At 73.4% G+C, this 15,582-nt stretch carries 10 protein-coding genes and 1 pseudogene; 4 read left to right on the top strand and 7 right to left on the bottom strand.

Annotated features, from left to right (window positions below):
* The first annotated feature begins 9 nt into the window (after window positions 1-9).
* Entirely contained in the window at window positions 10-3,735 is a 3,726-nt protein-coding gene (locus ACFC0G_RS07395; protein WP_376398639.1) for a hypothetical protein, read from the top strand.
* On the top strand, window positions 3,732-6,125 hold the full coding sequence (locus ACFC0G_RS07390) for a hypothetical protein (protein ID WP_376398636.1): 2,394 nt from the start codon (window positions 3,732-3,734) through the stop codon (window positions 6,123-6,125). The genes ACFC0G_RS07395 and ACFC0G_RS07390 overlap by 4 nt, the downstream gene beginning before the upstream one ends.
* Window positions 6,126-6,144: 19 nt before the next feature.
* Here the strand turns inward: ACFC0G_RS07390 and ACFC0G_RS07385 are convergent, their stop codons facing one another.
* Genes ACFC0G_RS07385 through ACFC0G_RS07375 form a run of 3 tightly spaced genes read right to left on the bottom strand, consistent with a single transcriptional unit; the run spans window position 6,145 to window position 10,235 of the window.
* The gene (locus tag ACFC0G_RS07385) at window positions 6,145-6,828 is read right to left on the bottom strand and encodes a response regulator (protein ID WP_376398633.1); all 684 of its coding nucleotides are present in this window, start codon (window positions 6,826-6,828) and stop codon (window positions 6,145-6,147) included.
* A 1-nt stretch (window position 6,829) separates the two neighbouring features.
* Complete coding sequence (locus ACFC0G_RS07380; RefSeq protein WP_376398630.1) at window positions 6,830-7,990, bottom strand: sensor histidine kinase; 1,161 nt, start codon at window positions 7,988-7,990, stop codon at window positions 6,830-6,832.
* A 4-nt stretch (window positions 7,991-7,994) separates the two neighbouring features.
* Complete coding sequence (locus ACFC0G_RS07375) at window positions 7,995-10,235, bottom strand: MMPL family transporter (protein WP_376398627.1); 2,241 nt, start codon at window positions 10,233-10,235, stop codon at window positions 7,995-7,997.
* A 314-nt stretch (window positions 10,236-10,549) separates the two neighbouring features.
* Here ACFC0G_RS07375 and ACFC0G_RS07370 point away from each other — a divergent pair, with 314 nt between their 5' ends.
* Complete coding sequence (locus ACFC0G_RS07370) at window positions 10,550-12,037, top strand: SulP family inorganic anion transporter (protein WP_376398623.1); 1,488 nt, start codon at window positions 10,550-10,552, stop codon at window positions 12,035-12,037.
* A gap of 33 nt (window positions 12,038-12,070) precedes the next feature.
* Here the strand turns inward: ACFC0G_RS07370 and ACFC0G_RS07365 are convergent, their stop codons facing one another.
* The 3 genes from ACFC0G_RS07365 to ACFC0G_RS07355 are packed head-to-tail and all read right to left on the bottom strand — an operon-like array spanning window position 12,071 to window position 14,657.
* Window positions 12,071-14,047, bottom strand: a complete 1,977-nt coding sequence (locus ACFC0G_RS07365; protein WP_376398620.1) for a flavin monoamine oxidase family protein — start codon at window positions 14,045-14,047, stop codon at window positions 12,071-12,073.
* Window positions 14,048-14,106: 59 nt separating this feature from the next.
* Window positions 14,107-14,298 (bottom strand): hypothetical protein, encoded by a 192-nt coding sequence (locus ACFC0G_RS07360; RefSeq protein ID WP_376398617.1) that lies wholly within the window; start codon window positions 14,296-14,298, stop codon window positions 14,107-14,109.
* Window positions 14,295-14,657, bottom strand: a complete 363-nt coding sequence (locus ACFC0G_RS07355; protein WP_376398614.1) for an ArsR/SmtB family transcription factor — start codon at window positions 14,655-14,657, stop codon at window positions 14,295-14,297. The genes ACFC0G_RS07360 and ACFC0G_RS07355 overlap by 4 nt, the downstream gene beginning before the upstream one ends.
* Window positions 14,658-14,685: 28 nt before the next feature.
* On the opposite strand from ACFC0G_RS07355, the pseudogene ACFC0G_RS07350 reads away from it, so the two are divergent.
* Window positions 14,686-14,823: pseudogene (locus ACFC0G_RS07350) on the top strand (flavoprotein); the annotation flags it as partial.
* Between the two features lies 1 nt (window position 14,824).
* On the opposite strand, the gene ACFC0G_RS07345 reads toward ACFC0G_RS07350, so the two are convergent.
* Window positions 14,825-15,472: a PepSY domain-containing protein gene (locus ACFC0G_RS07345; RefSeq protein ID WP_376398611.1), complete on the bottom strand. Its 648-nt coding sequence runs from the start codon at window positions 15,470-15,472 to the stop codon at window positions 14,825-14,827.
* Window positions 15,473-15,582: the final 110 nt, after the last annotated feature.

Below are 15,582 nucleotides of genomic sequence, written 5' to 3'. Positions count from 1 at the left end.
GCGGCGGCCATGGGCGAGACCCAGGAGATCCACGTCCGCGTACCGGTCCGGATCACCCTCGTCGGTGAACCCGGCCCGGAGGTACTGGACGCCCTCCGGCGACAGCTCACCACGGCCGTCGCCGCCCGTCTCGCCCACGCCGAACGCATGCTCCCCCGCTCCGGCACCGGGCGCCCCGGAGACCCGGCGGGCGAGCCCTTCGACGCCGGACGCGGCGGACACGGCGGGTACGCCGTCCCCTCGTACGACGCCGAGGGCCGCCCGGCCCGGATCCCGGTGCGCGGCAAGGCCGTCACCAAGCCGTGGACCGTGGTCCGCACGGTCGGCACCCGGATGGCGGCCGACCGGTTCCTCGCCTACGTCGGGGAAGTCCTGGGCCACCCCCTGCCCCTCGCGGCGCTGTACGAGGACCGGGCGGGCGTCGAATTCCCCCTGGAGGTCTGGCTCGTACGGGTCGACGCCCCCGCCCTGCCGGAGGAGCTGGGCGAGGAACTCCTCGTACGGGCCGCCGGAACCGCACGGCCCGGCCGCCCGGGCTCCGCGGCACGCACCGAACCCGCGTGGGTCCTCACCGGCTCGTCCGCCGCCCTGCGCGCCCTCCACGCGCTCGAACCGGGCGGCCCGGTCGCCGCGCGCGTCCCCGCGCTCCAGTCCGGCCACGTCCTGTTCGCGTTCATGACGCTGCCCCGGATCGACATCGCCGACGTCGCCGCGACCGGCCCCGGCCTCGGATTCACCGTCCCGGTGCGCGACGCGGGCTTCTGCGTGGACCCCGTGCTGTTCGAGCGGGCGACGGGAGTGCCGTGGGAGCGGTACGCGGAGGAGTTCGCCGAGGAGCAGGTGACGGTCTGGATCCGGCCCGCCGTGATCCGCCCCTCCTCCGGTCCCGCGCGCACCCCCGGCGGAGGGGTCCGCGAGGACGTCGTGTTCCTGCTGCTCGACCGGCAGACCGGCGGCGGCACCCGCCAACGGGACCCGGCAGCACGCCTGTTCGTCCAGGACGGGGACACGTTCCCCGGACTTCCCGAACCGGTCCGCGGCCGTGCGGAGTGGCCCGACGAGCCGGGCACCCGGGTCCTCTACGCGCGCGCCCACCTGGACCTGGCGCCCGAGCGGCTCGGCGCCGCGATCTACCACCCGGTGGCCCGTCAGCTCGTCCGTACGCTCCTCACGCGCCTCAGGGCGGGGGAGGACGCGGGACACGTCATGGACGCGCTGCTCGACGAGGTGGGCGCCCCCCACGCGCGCGGCCGGCTGGGCAGCCTCTTCACCTACGTCCTCGCCGAGCTGGAGCGGGAGCACGCGTGGGACGAGGTCTTCGACGCCGTGGACGCCACCGGCCGCTTCGCGCTGCGCGCCCGGCTGCTCCAGCACTGCGCGGTCACCCCGTACGCCCGGCACGCCAGGGTGCAGCGGCTCCGCACCGCGCTCGCCGCGGAGCGCGCCGCCACCTCGGCGCACGCGTACGTCCCCGGCGGCAAGGGACAGGGCGCGATCCTGCTCGACCACCAGGAGGGGAAGCGGGTGACGGCGGGGGAGGTCCTCGCCCAGGGCGACGAGATCTACTCCCGGCAGGTGCCCGGGCTGCGGCCGAAGCCGGGCAAGGCGGAGGCGCTGCGCGAGCACCTGCTCCGGGAACGGCACCGGCTGGCCGAGGAGATCCTCACCGGGCGCGACACCGAGGTCTACGACGCCAAGACCTTCTCGGTCACCTCCCTCGCCCGCGCCACCAAGGCCGCGGGACTCACCGAGGACGACTTCGAGAAGGTCGACGTCACGTACACGATCCGGCTGCTCGACGTGATCGCCGCCGAACGCGACGGGCTGCCCTCGCACGACATCCGCTTCGAGATCGTCTCGCGGACCACCGGGAGCGGCGAGGAGTGGCAGCGCAGCGCCGGGCCGATCGTCGAACACTTCGGCGAGTTCGAGACGCGGCTGCACGAGTGGGGAATGCTCCGGTCGGGCGAGGCCCTCCAGGTCGTGAACCTGATCGTCGTCGGCGCCGGCGCGATCGTCGTCGGATGGTCCGTCGGGATCGTCGGCATCCTGATCCAGCTCGGCGGCGGCATCGGCCCCATCCTCACCAGCATCGCCCTGTCCGAGGCCATCTACCTCATCAAGGTCGTCCTCGGCAGCGAGCACCTGTCCCTCGAAGGATTCGCCATGGCGGCGGTGGAGGGCTATCTCGGCGCCGTGGGCTTCCGGTTCGGCAGCGGGCTCGGCGGCTGGGCCGGCCCCCTCGCCACCCGCGGCCTGGGGAGCCGCCTCGCCGGCAAGGTGGCGCAGAAGCTGACCACGGGCGCCGTCACCGGTGCCTCCACGGCCGCCCTCGACCTGTTCGCCCGCGACCTGGTCGACGTCACCCTGCACGGCGGCACCGGCCACGACACCCAGGCGTACGTGGAGGGCATGGGCTGGGGCGCGCTCATCGGCCTGTTCTTCTCCTTCGTCGGGGAGCCGCTGCTGCGCGGCGCCTACCAGGCCGTGTCCACGCGCCTCGGCTCCACGGTGGCCAAGGCGGCGCTCGTCGCGCAGCTGTTCGCCGGCCAGGGTGTGACGGCCGAGCAGTGGGCGGTCGCCTCGGCGACGGGACAGCAGCGCATGGAACAGACCCTCGCCGGCACGCTCCGGGAGGCGGAGGCCGGCGCCTGGTCGTCGGCGGTGGGCCGCCGGGTCGACGAGGTGGGCGAGGAGCTCGCGAGGATCCGCCCGGCCGGGGGCCGCCCGGCGCCCGAGGCCGGAGCGACGCCCGGTACGCCGAAGCCCGCGCCCGCGTCCGCCGCGCCGAGGCCCGCCCCCGCGTCCGGCGCGCACACCGGAGGCCCGCACGGCACCGACCCGCACGTCACCGAGACCCCCGTACCGCCGGGCACGCCGCCGCCCGCCGAGCCGCCGACCCCGCCCCGGCCCCGCCCGGTGCGCGCACCGGGCCCGAAACCGCGCTGGAAGAGCCGCAAGGAGCTGGAGGAGGCCGCCAGGACCGACCCGGAGGCCGGCCAGGACCTGAGCTGGTACGAGAACGCCTCGTACGAGCAGCTGAGGGCCCGCGAGCCCGACGATCCCGTGGCCAAGGAGTTCCTCGACGCGATGCGCGGCGGCAAGCGTCGCCCCATGGTCCCCGAGCGCCCCTCCGACCCCGACGTGCAGGCCCGGCTCCGCGAGGACCTGCGGGAGGCGCGCGAGGCTGCCGAGGCCCGGCGCCGGTACCTGGAGGAGCAGGGGCGTCCCCCCGGGGAGCGGGAGCCGGGCGGCTGGGAGGAGAAGCGCCGTGCGGCGGGCACCCAGGACGTGCCGCCCACCGCCAAGTCGGCCGCCGCGTACGAGGGGACGGTGGGCGTCGCCCGGTCCGACATCCCCGCCCTCGCCGGACGGCGGTTCACCGGCGGATCGCCCCGCGCGTTCGGTACGTACGACCCGGCGCATCCCATCCGGCCCCCGGAGAACGTCGTCGTCCCCCAGGCCCACGGACACGCCGAGCAGGATCTCGCGCAGCAGCTCGACGCGGCACTCGCCGCCCTGTCCGACGCCGAACGGGCGGCGGCCCGCGGCCGCACGGTGTTCATCCGCATCGACCAGGAGGTCTGCTCGACCTGCGCGACCGGCCTCGGCGGCAGCCCCCGGCTCGGCGTACTGGCCCGCCTGAGCTCCCGCCACCCGGAGATCTTCTTCGAGGTGACGGCCGACGACACGAGCACGGTGCACCGGCTGCTCGCCGGACGGAGAGTGCGATGACAGCGCGACGGCACTACCACCTGCCCGAGCCGCCGGCCCGGCCCGAGGGGCTCTCCCCCGAGGCGGCCCGGCGCATGGAGAGGGTGGTGCGCGAGGCGGTGGAGGCCGCGATCCGTCTCGTACCGCCGGACGGCGGCGACGCGCGGGGCGCCGGCCGGTCGCCGCGCGAGCCGTACGTGCCGGAGCGGTCCGTGCCCGACGGCTACCGGGTGCCGAGCTTCGACGGGGAGGGCCGTCCGGTCGTCCTGCCGGTACGGGGGACGGGCGGAAGCGGCGGCGGGACGACGGGCCGGGCGGTGGGCGGGGGTTCGACGGGCCGGTCCGCGGGCGGCGTGGGCCCCGGCAGCCGGTCCGGGGCCGGGGCGCTGAACCTGGGCGGGCGCGCGGGCCGGCACCGTCCCGACCCCTCGCCCGTCGGAGCCGCGGCGCCGCTGGCGGCCCTGGCCGCCGTCCGGGACCGCATGGGTCCCGCCTTCCGCGCCGCGCCCCTCGGCCGCATCACGGTCAACACGCTCTTCTTCGCCGAGACTTCGGCCCATCTCATGCCGGCGCTCGGTGCAGCCGCACAGGCGAGTCCGGCCACGGTGTCGGCCCGGCTCGGTCCTGGGACGTTCTATCTGCAGCCGGTCCCGCGCGACCGGCTGGGCCTTCTCGCGGCGGCGGCCCCGGGCGCCGCGTACGCCGTCCAGCGGGTCGCGGCCGACGGCCGCCGCCAGGACACCGGACTCCTCGTCCTCACCCGGGACACCGATCCCGTACCGGCGGGCATCCTCGCGTACACGACGGACTCCGCCGCCGCTCCGCCGGCCCCGCCCGCCCCCGCCGGCGGCAAGGGCGGGGATCCGAAGCGGGCCGTGGCCCTCATCGTCGCGGCGCTTCCGCACCTCGGGCCGACGTCACCGGCGAGCGTCGCCACGGGCCTCCTGAAGGCCTATCTGCGCGACCTCGACCACGACGGACTCATGGCGGCCCTGGAGGAGTTGCGCGGTCTCGGCCACCTCGGCACGGTGCTCGCCTTCGCCCGGGTGCGCGAGTTCCGCGAGTTCCTGAACGCGCGAGGAGTGCCCAGGGCGTACGTGCTCCAGCACTCGGAGCTCGACGCCGCCGACGTCGCCGCCCTGGTCGGCGGGATCGTGTGGGGCGCGGGCGAGAGCTACTACCAGGTCGTCGAACTGATCCGGATCCTGGCGGGTTCGTTCGTCTCGGAGGATCTCGCGCGGGAGCGGCACCAGCTCTGGCAGGGCATCGTCGCGCTCGTCGAGAACCCGGTCGTCACCGCCACGGCGGGCATGGGCCTGCTGATCGCCACGGTCATGGAGAAGTTCGAGCAGCGCGAGTTCTTCGACCTCGGCCGGATCGTCGGGCAGATCGCGGTGTTCGTGTGGACGGCGTGGACGGCCCTGAAGTCGGCACCCGCGGTCGCCCGACGCGTGGCCCACCTCGCCATGACCGTGACACGCGTCGGCCTCGCCGTACTCAAGGACATCGGCGTGACCTTCTGGGAAGTCCTGCGCTTCGTCCTGTCGAAGAAGCCTTCGTACGTCACTCCGGACGGGATCATGATGATGGCGGCCGGCGAGGACGTCCTGCTCTCGGGGGCGAAGGTCAAGGGCACCTCGGCGCTCGCCAAGGACGAGATCGCCAAGGCCCTGGACACGGCCAAGGCGCCGCTCTCCGACGCCGAACTGGACGAGGCCTTCCGCATGTGGGACGAAGCGGCGAAGAAGCCCGCGGGGACGCCCGGCGAGTCCGGCGCCGCGGCCGCCGCCGCGACCATGGTGACCCCGAGCACCCTGGAACCCCTGGTCGTGCAGGCGATCGCCGAGGTCTCCGGCATGGAGGGCAGCGCGGGGTTCTCCGCCCAACTGCGGGGCATCCGGATGCACCAGGCGCTCAGTGACCTGGTCAAGAAGCGTTTCGGGGCCATGGCTTTCAGGGCCGTGACCGAGGAGCCGATCCGGGACTTCGCGAACCTTCCCCCGTCACTCCTCGACATGCCCATCGAGGAGTTCGTCGCCGGCACGCCCGAGGTCGCCGACTACGCGAGCACCCTGAAATCTCTCTTCCGGAGCCGCGGCAGCGGCGACATCCGGGTCATCGGCGACCTGAAACCGGACCTCGTCACCCGCTCGCCGCGCGGACTCATCGTCTGGGACCTCGTACCCGTCCAACGGCAGGGTCACGTCGCGAAGACCATGCTCTACCGGGCCGTCCTCTCCCAGGGCGGAGAGTTCGTCGAGGCGGCCGAGATCTACTACGGCCATGTCGGCAAGACCACGGAGGAGATCCAGCAGCTCCGCGCCTACCAGGCGGCCGCCCGCAACGCGGCGGCGCAGAAGGCCCTCGCCAAGGCGATCAGGGAGGGCCACGGCCCGGGCGGACAACAGTGAGGCAAGGGACCGCTCCGGACTAGCGCGGCGGCTCGCGGTCCGGCAGGAGGCCCTGCTCCAGGGCCACGACCACCGCGCGCGTACGGTCGCTGACGTCCAGCTTCGCGAAGACGCGCAGGAGATGGGTCTTGACCGTCGCCTCGGCGATGACGAGCCGCCTGCCGATCTCGACGTTCGACAGGCCGTCGGCCACCGCCCCCAGCACGTCCTGCTCCCGCGCGGTCAGCACGACGGGGGCGGGGCGGCGCATCCGGGCGACCAGACGCTCGGCGACGCGCGGGGCGAGGACGGTCTCGCCGCGGGCCGCTCCCCGTACGGCCTCGGCCAGTTGCTCGCCGGTGGTGTCCTTCAGGAGGTAGCCGATGGCACCGGCCTCCACCGCCCGCTCGATCTCGACGTCGGTGTCGTACGTGGTCAGGATCAGCACCCGGGTCGGGGCGGGACCGGAGGTGATCGCGGTGGTCGCCGCGACCCCGTCCATGACCGGCATGCGCAGGTCGACCAGGGCCACGTCCGGGGTCAGCCGCTCGACGAGCGCGACGCCCGCGCGGCCGTCGTCCGCCTCGCCGACGACGACGATGTCCCGGGCGGGCGCGAGCAGCGAGACCACGCCGGCGCGCATGACGGTGTGGTCGTCGACGACGACGACCCGGATCGGGGCTGTGGCGGCGCCGGCGCCGCGGGCTTCGTGTGTTGCGGGCATGTCAGAACTGTCCGTTCGTGTGGAAGGTGGCGAGGACGCGGGTGCCGTCCCCGACCGAGCTCGTCACCGTCAGTTCGCCGTCGAGTTCGGCGAGCCGCTTGCGCATGCCGTCCAGGCCGAAGCCCCGCGACTCCTCGACCACGAAGCCCCGGCCGTCGTCCGTGATCTCCAGCTCGATGGCGTGCGGGTGCTGCGCGAGGACCACGCCGACGGTGCTCGCGTCGGCGTGCTTCCGGACGTTCGCCAGGGACTCCTGGGTGCAGCGCAGCAGGGCGATCCGCGTCTGCTGGTCGCAGTCGACGTCCTCGGGGAGCTCCGCCTCCACCGCGAGCCCGGTGTCCTGGGCGAACCGCTCCAGGGTGCGGCGCAGGGTCGGCACGACCGAACCGGGGGTCAGCCCGCTGTGCGGGGCCGCGCCCACCAGGACCCGCGCCTCGGCGAAGTTCTCCCGAGCCGTCCGCTCGATGGAACGCAACTGCTGGGCGGTGCGCTCCGGATCCCCGCCGAGGCCGGCCCGGGCCGCCTCGGCCAGCACGATGACGGAGGCGAACCCCTGCGCGAGGGTGTCGTGGATCTCGCGGGCCATGCGCTCCCGCTCCTCGATCGCGCCCTGACGACGGTGTGCGTCGGCCAACTGCTCCTGGGCCAACGAAAGTTCGGCCGCCAGGGCGGTGGCGCGGGCCTCGCTGTCCGTCAGCAGGCGGTGGAGCGGGATTCCCGCCAGGACGGAGACCGCGTAGCCCGTCAGGGCCGCGACCGCGTTCCCCGGCGAGTCGCGTACGAGGCTCCCCGCCGCGGCGGCCGCGGCCGCGCAGCCGCTGAACAGGACCGCGGCCCGCCGCCCGAGGGTCTGGAACCAGAACTGGGGGAGAGCGGCGAGCAGCAGGGCCGCGCCGCCGCCGGGAAGGGCCGCCATCACGCCGAGACCGGCGGCCAGGGCCCCCAGGTAGACCGGCGTGTGGTTCCGGGCGCGGTGGACGGCGGTGTAGGCGAGGGCCAGTCCGACCAGGGCCAGGGAGGCCCACTTCGCGGGCCCCGCGTCGTTGCCGACGGCGATGACCGAGGGGATGAGACCCAGGAGCAGCCAGGCGGCGGTGTACCAGCGCCGGAGGGCGGTGAGCGCGGGCCGCTCGGGCAGGGGATCGGTCATGCGGTCCGTCATCCGATCAGCCTACGGACACCGGTCGGTGCTCGGTCCGCTCGGGCCTCCCGGCAGGGCGCATTCCGCGCGCGGGCCACCAGTTGGCCTCGCCGAGCAGCAGCATCAGGGAGGGCAGGACCAGGATGCGGATCACGAAGGCGTCGAGCAGGACGGCGACCGCCAGGCTGAACCCGATCTGCTTCATCTCGATGAGGTGCAGCGCGGCGAAGCTGGCGAAGACCGTCACCATCACCACGGCCGCGCTGGTGACCACCCCGGCGGAGGAGGACAGGCCGTCGAGGACCGCCTGCCGGGTGGGGGCGCCCTTGAGGCGTGCCTCACGGATCCGGCTGATCACGAACACCTGGTAGTCCATGGAGAGGCCGAAGAGGATCACGAAGAGGAAGAGCGGGACCCGGGAGCCGATCGAGCCCGTGGACGTGAAGCCGAGGAGCCCCTCCGCCCATGTGTTCTGGAAGACCAGGACCAGCACGCCCAGCGAGGCGAACGCGGAGAGCAGGTTGAGGACGACGCCGACGAGACCGAGGACCACCGACCGGAACGTCCACACCGTCATCGCGAAGGTGACGAGCAGCAGCGCCCCCACGATCAGCGGCAGCTTGCGCTTCTGGTGCGCGGGGTAGTCGGCGTACCGGGCGACCTCGCCGGTGACGGCCACCTCGGCACCGGGCAGCGCGCCGACGGTCGCCGGTACGAGGGTGCCGCGGAGCCGGTCGAGCGATACGCGTGCCTCGGCGCTGTTCACGGAGCGGTGGACGGACATCTCCAGGAGCGTGGTGCGGCCGTCGGCGGAGGTGCGCAGGACGGGCGTGCCGCTGATCGCGGGGTCCTCGGCGGCGGCGCGGTGGGCGAGTGCGCGCAGGGAGCCGGCGACGTCCGCGGCCCGCTCGGCGTCCGCCCGTACGACGACCTGGTGCATCGACCTCAGCTCGGGGTAGGCGGTCAGCAGCCGGTCGTAGGTCCGCATGGCGGGGATGGCGCGGGAGTGCGTCTCGCGGCTCATCTCGGTGATGGTGATGTTCAGGACGGGCAGGGCGAGTGCGACGAGGGCGAGGCCGGAGACGGCGAGCGTCACGGCCGGGTGCCGGGCGACGGGACGGAGGATCGCGGCGGTGATCCGGCCGCCACCGGTACGGGCCGTACCCGGCTGGCGGGAGGCACGACGCCGTACGGGCCTGCCGGCGGCGGCGCGTTCGGCGGCTCGCGTCTCCCGGCGGATCCTGCGGCGTTCGGCGCGCGCGCCGAGCAGGGCGAGGAGTGCGGGCAGCACGGTCAGCGAGCTCAGGACGGCGACCAGGGTGACGACGACGGCGCCGGTGGCGATGGACGAGAAGATGACGTCGTCCGCGAGGTAGAGGGTGGCGCTGGAGACGGCCACGGCCAGCCCGGAGACGACCACGGCCCGGCCCGAGGTCGCCGCGGCCAGCTCCACGACGGCCTGGGTGCCGAGTCGCCCACCGGCCCGGGCCCGCTCCTCGCGTTCCCGCTTGAGGTAGAAGAGGGTGTAGTCGACGCCGACGGCCAGGCCGATCAGGAGGATGACGTTGGTGCCGACCCCGGCGTCGGGGAAGACGTGCGAGGCGACCATCGACAGGCCGACGGCGGCCACGATCGAGGAGAGCGCGAGCAGCAGCGGTACGACGGCCATGACGACCGAGCCGAAGACGATCAGCAGGGTGATCAGGGTGACGGGCAGCGCGATGATCTCGGTGCGGGCGAGGTCGTCGCCGCGCAGCTTGTCGACCCCCTTGCCGATCGAGGGGCTGCCGACCTCCTCGACGACCAGCCGCGGGTGCGCGGCCTGGACCTCGGCGGTCTGTGCGAGGAGCGCGTCGACGTGCTGCTTCCCCTCGAACTCGGCGCCCTTCATGGTGACGTCGACGCGCAGCGCGGTGTGCCCGGCGTCGGCCACCGGGCCGGCCACGGCCAGCACCTCGGGCAACTTCCGCATCCGGGCGACGACGTCGCGGGCGGCGGCGTCGGCCTCGGCCCGGTCGAGGGGGCCGCTGCCCGGCGCGGCCCGGACGAGGACCCGCTCCAGGGGCTTCTGCTGGAGGCCGCCCTCGGCGGCGAGCGCCTCGGCACGGCCGGCCTCGCCGATGCGGAAGTCCTCGGTGGTGGCGGGGTCGGCCCCGACGGCCAGGCCGGTGCCGAGGCAGAGGGCCACGAAGAGGATCCAGCCGACCAGCGCGCGCCAGGGGTGGCGGGCGCTGTACCGGGCCATGCGTACGGTGGGGTTCGTCATGCGCCCCAGCCTCGCCGTCGGCGCCGTCTCGCCGACAGGCTCGGCCGGTTGAACCTCGTGTCCACCGACCGGTGGACACGAGGGCACGCGGACCGCCGGAGAGCCCGCCCGCGACCCCCACCCGCATCGAGGTCCCCGTCCTCGTCGCCCTGGTGTACGTCTCGCCGGCCTGGCGCAGGAGGTGCGCGGAGCAGCCCCGAGGCCCGCGGTCCTGACCTCGCGATAGAGTCGCTCGTTCCGCCCTCCCGCCCGCCGCAAACGGGCGCACCCGAGCACGACAGGTTCCGAATCCCTTGTCCTCCTCCGTTTCCGTCGTGTCCCCGGTCGCGCGCCTGCGCGGGCTGAAGCCGGACTGGCTGCGCGACCCCAAGGTCTGGCGCACCGAGGTGCTCGGCGGCCTGGTGGTCGCCCTCGCGCTGATACCCGAGGCGATCTCGTTCTCGATCATCGCGGGGGTGGACCCGGCGATCGGCCTGTTCGCCTCCTTCACCATGGCCGTCGTCATCTCCGTCGTCGGCGGTCGGCGGGCCATGATCTCCGCCGCGACCGGTGCCGTCGCCCTCGTCATCGCGCCCCTCAACCGTGAGCACGGGCTGGGCTATCTGATCGCCGCCGTCATCCTCGCCGGTGTCTTCCAGATCGTCCTCGGGGCGCTCGGGGTGGCGAAGCTCCTGCGGTTCGTCCCGCGCTCGGTGATGGTCGGCTTCGTGAACTCCCTCGCGATCCTGGTCTTCATGGCCCAGATCAAGGAGCTGCGGGACGTGCCCTGGGCCGTCTACCCGCTGGTCCTGGCCGGGCTCGCGCTGATGGTGTTCTTCCCCAAGGTCACGACGGCCGTCCCGGCGCCGCTGGTCTCGATCGTCATCCTCACGGTCGTCACCGTCGCCGCCGGCATCGCGGTCCCGACCGTCGGGGACAAGGGCGCCCTGCCGTCCTCGCTGCCGGGTCCGGGCCTGCCCGACGTGCCGTTCACCCTCGACACGCTGACGCTGATCGCCCCGTACGCGCTCGCGATGGCGCTGGTCGGCCTGATGGAGTCGCTGATGACGGCCACGCTGGTCGACGAGATCACCGACACCCGCTCCAGCAAGACCCGCGAATCGATCGGCCAGGGCATCGCCAACATCGTGACCGGCTTCTTCGGCGGCATGGGCGGCTGCGCGATGATCGGCCAGACGATGATCAACGTCAAGGTCTCCGGCGCCCGTACGCGCCTGTCGACCTTCCTCTCCGGCGCGTTCCTGATGGTGCTGTGCATCGTCTTCGGCCCGGTCGTCTCCGACATCCCCATGGCCGCGCTCGTCGCCGTCATGGTCATGGTGTGCTTCGCCACCTTCGACTGGCACTCCGTCGCCCCGAAGACGCTGCGGCGGCTGCCCGCCGGGGAGATCGCCGTCATGGTGATCACCGTCGTGTGCGTGGTCGCCACGCACAACCTCGCCGTCGGCGTCGTCGCCGGCTCGGTCACCGCCGTGGTGATCTTCGCCCGACGCGTCGCCCACCACGCCGACGTCACGGCCGTCACCGACCCCGACGGCACCACGGTCGTCTACCGCGTCACCGGCGAGCTGTTCTTCGCCTCCTCCCACGACCTCGTCGGCCGGTTCCGGTACGCCACCGACCCCGGCAAGGTCGTCATCGACCTGTCCGCCGCCCACATCTGGGACGCGTCCTCCGTCGCCGTCCTCGACGCCATCGGGGCCAGGTACGCGCAGCGCGGCAAGACCGTGGAGATCGTCGGCCTCAACGAACCCAGCGCCGCCCTCCACGACAGGCTCAGCGGCGAACTCACCCCCGGGTGAGGGCCACCGGACCGGTGACCCTCACCCGCTCCGTCAGCGCGTGTGGACCTTCAGGGCCGTCCGGACGGCGGACTCCAGCGCGCCCTCGATCCAGGCGGGCTTGATGGACGTGTGGCACCCCGCGAAGTGCAGCGGCCCCTCGGACGTGGGCACGTCCGGGAACAGCTCGGTGTGCTGCCCCGGGAAGAGCACGGAGGCCTCCCCGTACGCGTAGTGGTCACGCATCCACGACTGCGTCCTGCACTTGGTGGTGAAGAAGACCTCGCAGCGGCGGCCGAAGACGGCCTGCACGCCGGCCAGCGCCCGAAGGTACCGCTCCTCGTCGGCGAACGCGTCCCACTTGAGGGCGTCGTCGGCCCAGCTGTAGGAGGCGAGCATGATGCCCCCGTCGGCGCCCTCCATGGGCTGCGCGTGCTCGAAGTACATGAAGCGGTTGGCGTTGTCGCTGACCGTGCCGCCGCCCCGCACGTGCGACGCCTCCGGCTCGCGGCCCGCGACGGGCCGGAAGACGGAGAAGTACTCCTTGAGGCCGTCCGGGACCGTCACCCCCAGGTCCTTCACGGACCGGTGCGCGCCGAGGTACTCGCCGTGCGCGACCCCACCCGCCCGGTACTTCTCGTACAGCCCGTCCTCGATGGAGTCCAGCGCCTCCTTCCACTCCGCCTCGGTGAACTCCCACCAGCGCCGGGAGAACTCCAGCAGCACCTTGGTCGCCGCGTCGTAGTGCAGCTCCGTGATCGCCCGCCGCTTGCCGTAGGCCAGCGGAGGGGCGAAGGTCACGTGCCGCAGTCCGGAGAACGGGACGGTGATGATCGCCTCGTCGCCCTCGAAGACCTCCGTGACGCCCTCCCCGCCGGACTGGTGGTCCTCGGAGACGGTGTGCACCCTGACCTTGCCGCCGCTCCGCTCGATCCGTACGGCGCGCCGGTCGAGCCGCACCTTTCCCTTCACCGGCGCGTACAGCGCGTCGGCGAACAGAGCGGTGCCGCCCTTGATCTCCCAGAACTTCGTCTTCGGGTCGATCAGCGCGGCGGACAGGAAGCTGTGCATGAAGGAGAGGTGCAGCCGCGACGTCAGGTTCTGGATGGTGCCGACGAGGTCGATGGTGCGGGTGTCGAGTCCGGCGACCTCGGTGAGGTACCGGTACATGGACCAGTGCCCGTACCGAGTGAGGATCTCGACCCAGCCCTCGACGAGGGCCGTCCCCTCCTTGTCCCGGACGAGCCGGCGCGCGGGTTCGAGGGCCTCGGCGAGGATCGTGGCGGCCGTCTTGGCGCGGTAGGCGTCCGGGACGCCGAAGGTGTCGTTGATCCGCGCGGGGTTCTTCTCGTAGTCGGCTCGGCGCATGTGGACGCCGTTGACGTGGATCCAGGTCCGGTTGGCCTGCTTCGACGGGTTCCCGACCTCCACGTCCACCAGGTAGAACTCCTGGCGGGGGAGCTCGTACTTCTCGATCAGCGCCATGAGGAGCGGGTGGCTCTCGGGCAGCCGCATCGCCCCGGCCTCGGCGTACTGCAGCGGGTCGGCGAAGGGCTGCTCCCCGTTCTCGTGGCCGCCCTTGCGGAACGTCTTGATGCGGCCGCCGACGCGGTTGCCGTTGGCCTCGATCACGACGACGTCGTGGCCCGCCCGGTTGAGCAGGTCGGCGGCGAGGAGTCCGGCCGGGCCCGCGCCGACGATCAGGACCCGCTTCGTGGCCTTCGCCCGACGGGTCGGCAGGCCGTTCTCGACGATCCTGAGGTAGGTCGGGACGAGGGACTCGTCGTGCTCGTCGTAGACGGCGATGGCGCGGGCGACCGTGGTGAACGCCCGGGGGTCGGTGCCCGGCGGCACGGCGGCGGGGACGGCGGCGGGCGCCGTCGAGGGGGTGGTCGCCGGGCTCAGAGCCGTCGCGGGCCCGGCGGATGCGGCGGCGAGCCCGGCGGCGAGCGCCGAGGCACCGGTCGCCGTGACCACGGAGCGCCGTGAGGGAGTGCTGTTGTCCGGAGTGTGCGTGTCATGAGTAGTCATCGCGCACACACTCGACGTACGGGCGTCCCACGGGCCAGCTCCGTCACACGGACGGGGAGCTAAACCACTCGTCCTGCTATATGACGGAGCCCGCTGGTCAACGCCATGATCGGCCGTCCGCCGTGTGGGTGAGCGGGTCGGTCGACGAGCGGGCTGCGGCGCTCGACGAGGCCCTCGTCGATGCCCGCCTGGTGGATCGCGGCGACCTGTTCGGCGTGCGCGGCGGTCAGGGGCACGACGGGGACGGTCATGCGACGGCCGCCTTGGTGAGGAGCGCGCCCATCGCCGCGAGGACGGACGGCTCGACGCGGTAGTACACCCAGGTGCCGCGCCGCTCGGAGGAGAGCAGCCCGGCCTCCTTCAGCTTCTTCAGGTGGTGCGAGACGGTCGGCTGGGAGACGCCGACGTCGGAGATGTCGCAGACGCAGGCCTCGCCGCCCTCGTGGGAGGCGACGGCGGAGAACAGCCGCAGCCGCACGGGATCCCCGAGCGCCTTGAACATCCGCGCGGCCCGCTCGGCCTCCTCGGTCGTGAGCGGTCGCTCGGAGAGGGGCGGGCAGCACGGGACCGCGTCGGGCGCGAGCAGCGGCAGTACGGAGTCATTCGACATGTGTCTATGTTGACGCATGTCGATGCAGGTGTCCGGGCTCTCGCGCGCCGGCCGCGACCGGACCGTCGACGCCGACCGGGAGGACCAGCCGTTCGTCGTCCACGTCACCCGCACCGACGGCCCCGAGGAAACCCTCCTCGCCCGCGCCGTCGTCGACGCCTCCGGTATCAGTCGTCGTGGTCAGCGGCGAGCGCGCCGGTCTTCACGTCCACGCTCCAGTCGTCCTCCGCCCCACCGGTCGGCCGGACGCCGACGTCCCAGCCCGTGGCGGGCCTGTCGTCCTCGTCGTCGAGTTCGACCGAGGTCACGAAGCCCTTCGCGGCGGCGGCCTGCGCCGCCTGGCGCGCGCCGACCTTCGCGTTCCGCACCGCGGCGTCCTCGGCGGCGTCCTCGGCGGCGTCGTCGGAATCGTCGTCCGTGTCCGTGTCCGTGCCGAGGACGCGGCCCGACACCGGGTCGACGTGCACGGTGTGAGTGGTGGAGCCACGCGCGCCGAGCACCACGACCTCCCAGCCGTCGTCCCAGCCGTCGTCCTGGTCCTCGTCCTTGTCGTCGTCCAGTTCGGCGGAGACCACCGTGCCCGGCCGTGCCTTCACGGCGGCGTCGATGGCCTGGACGGCGGTGATCCGATCGGCGGTCCGCACCCCCCGGTCGTCGGCGGCGCCGTCGCCGGCGCCGTCGTCGTCCTGGTCCAGTGCCGCTCGGACCTGCTGGACCGGCGCCGACTCGGTGCCGCCGGCCGCCAGGGCGACCGCGGTGCCGCCGGTGACCAGGGCGACCGCGGTGGCGGTGGCGAGCACGAGCTTGCGCTTCATGGGGTTCCTTCCGTCGTCCGATGCGATGGCCCCTACTCTGCGGAAGGAAGGCTGAAGCGGTCCTGAAGTCACCTGAAGCCGGCTTCAGGTTCCGTTTGCGAAGCTGGGGG

Source organism: Streptomyces sp. NPDC056169, from assembly GCF_042268445.1.
In the GTDB taxonomy this organism is placed as follows: domain Bacteria; phylum Actinomycetota; class Actinomycetes; order Streptomycetales; family Streptomycetaceae; genus Streptomyces.
Note: the sequence above shows the minus strand (reverse complement) of the source record. Positions and strands in the feature narration are given on the sequence as shown.

What these genes read in the sequence shown, in the direction of transcription:
- ACFC0G_RS07395 (WP_376398639.1), top strand. Translation starts at nt 10, where the DNA reads ATGGGCGAGACCCAGGAGATCCACGTCCGCGTACCGGTCCGGATCACC.
- ACFC0G_RS07390 (WP_376398636.1), top strand. Translation starts at nt 3,732, where the DNA reads ATGACAGCGCGACGGCACTACCACCTGCCCGAGCCGCCGGCCCGGCCC.
- ACFC0G_RS07385 (WP_376398633.1), bottom strand. Translation starts at nt 6,828, where the DNA reads ATGCCCGCAACACACGAAGCCCGCGGCGCCGGCGCCGCCACAGCCCCG.
- ACFC0G_RS07380 (WP_376398630.1), bottom strand. Translation starts at nt 7,990, where the DNA reads ATGACGGACCGCATGACCGATCCCCTGCCCGAGCGGCCCGCGCTCACC.
- ACFC0G_RS07375 (WP_376398627.1), bottom strand. Translation starts at nt 10,235, where the DNA reads ATGACGAACCCCACCGTACGCATGGCCCGGTACAGCGCCCGCCACCCC.
- ACFC0G_RS07365 (WP_376398620.1), bottom strand. Translation starts at nt 14,047, where the DNA reads ATGACTACTCATGACACGCACACTCCGGACAACAGCACTCCCTCACGG.
- ACFC0G_RS07360 (WP_376398617.1), bottom strand. Translation starts at nt 14,298, where the DNA reads ATGACCGTCCCCGTCGTGCCCCTGACCGCCGCGCACGCCGAACAGGTC.
- ACFC0G_RS07355 (WP_376398614.1), bottom strand. Translation starts at nt 14,657, where the DNA reads ATGTCGAATGACTCCGTACTGCCGCTGCTCGCGCCCGACGCGGTCCCG.
- ACFC0G_RS07345 (WP_376398611.1), bottom strand. Translation starts at nt 15,472, where the DNA reads ATGAAGCGCAAGCTCGTGCTCGCCACCGCCACCGCGGTCGCCCTGGTC.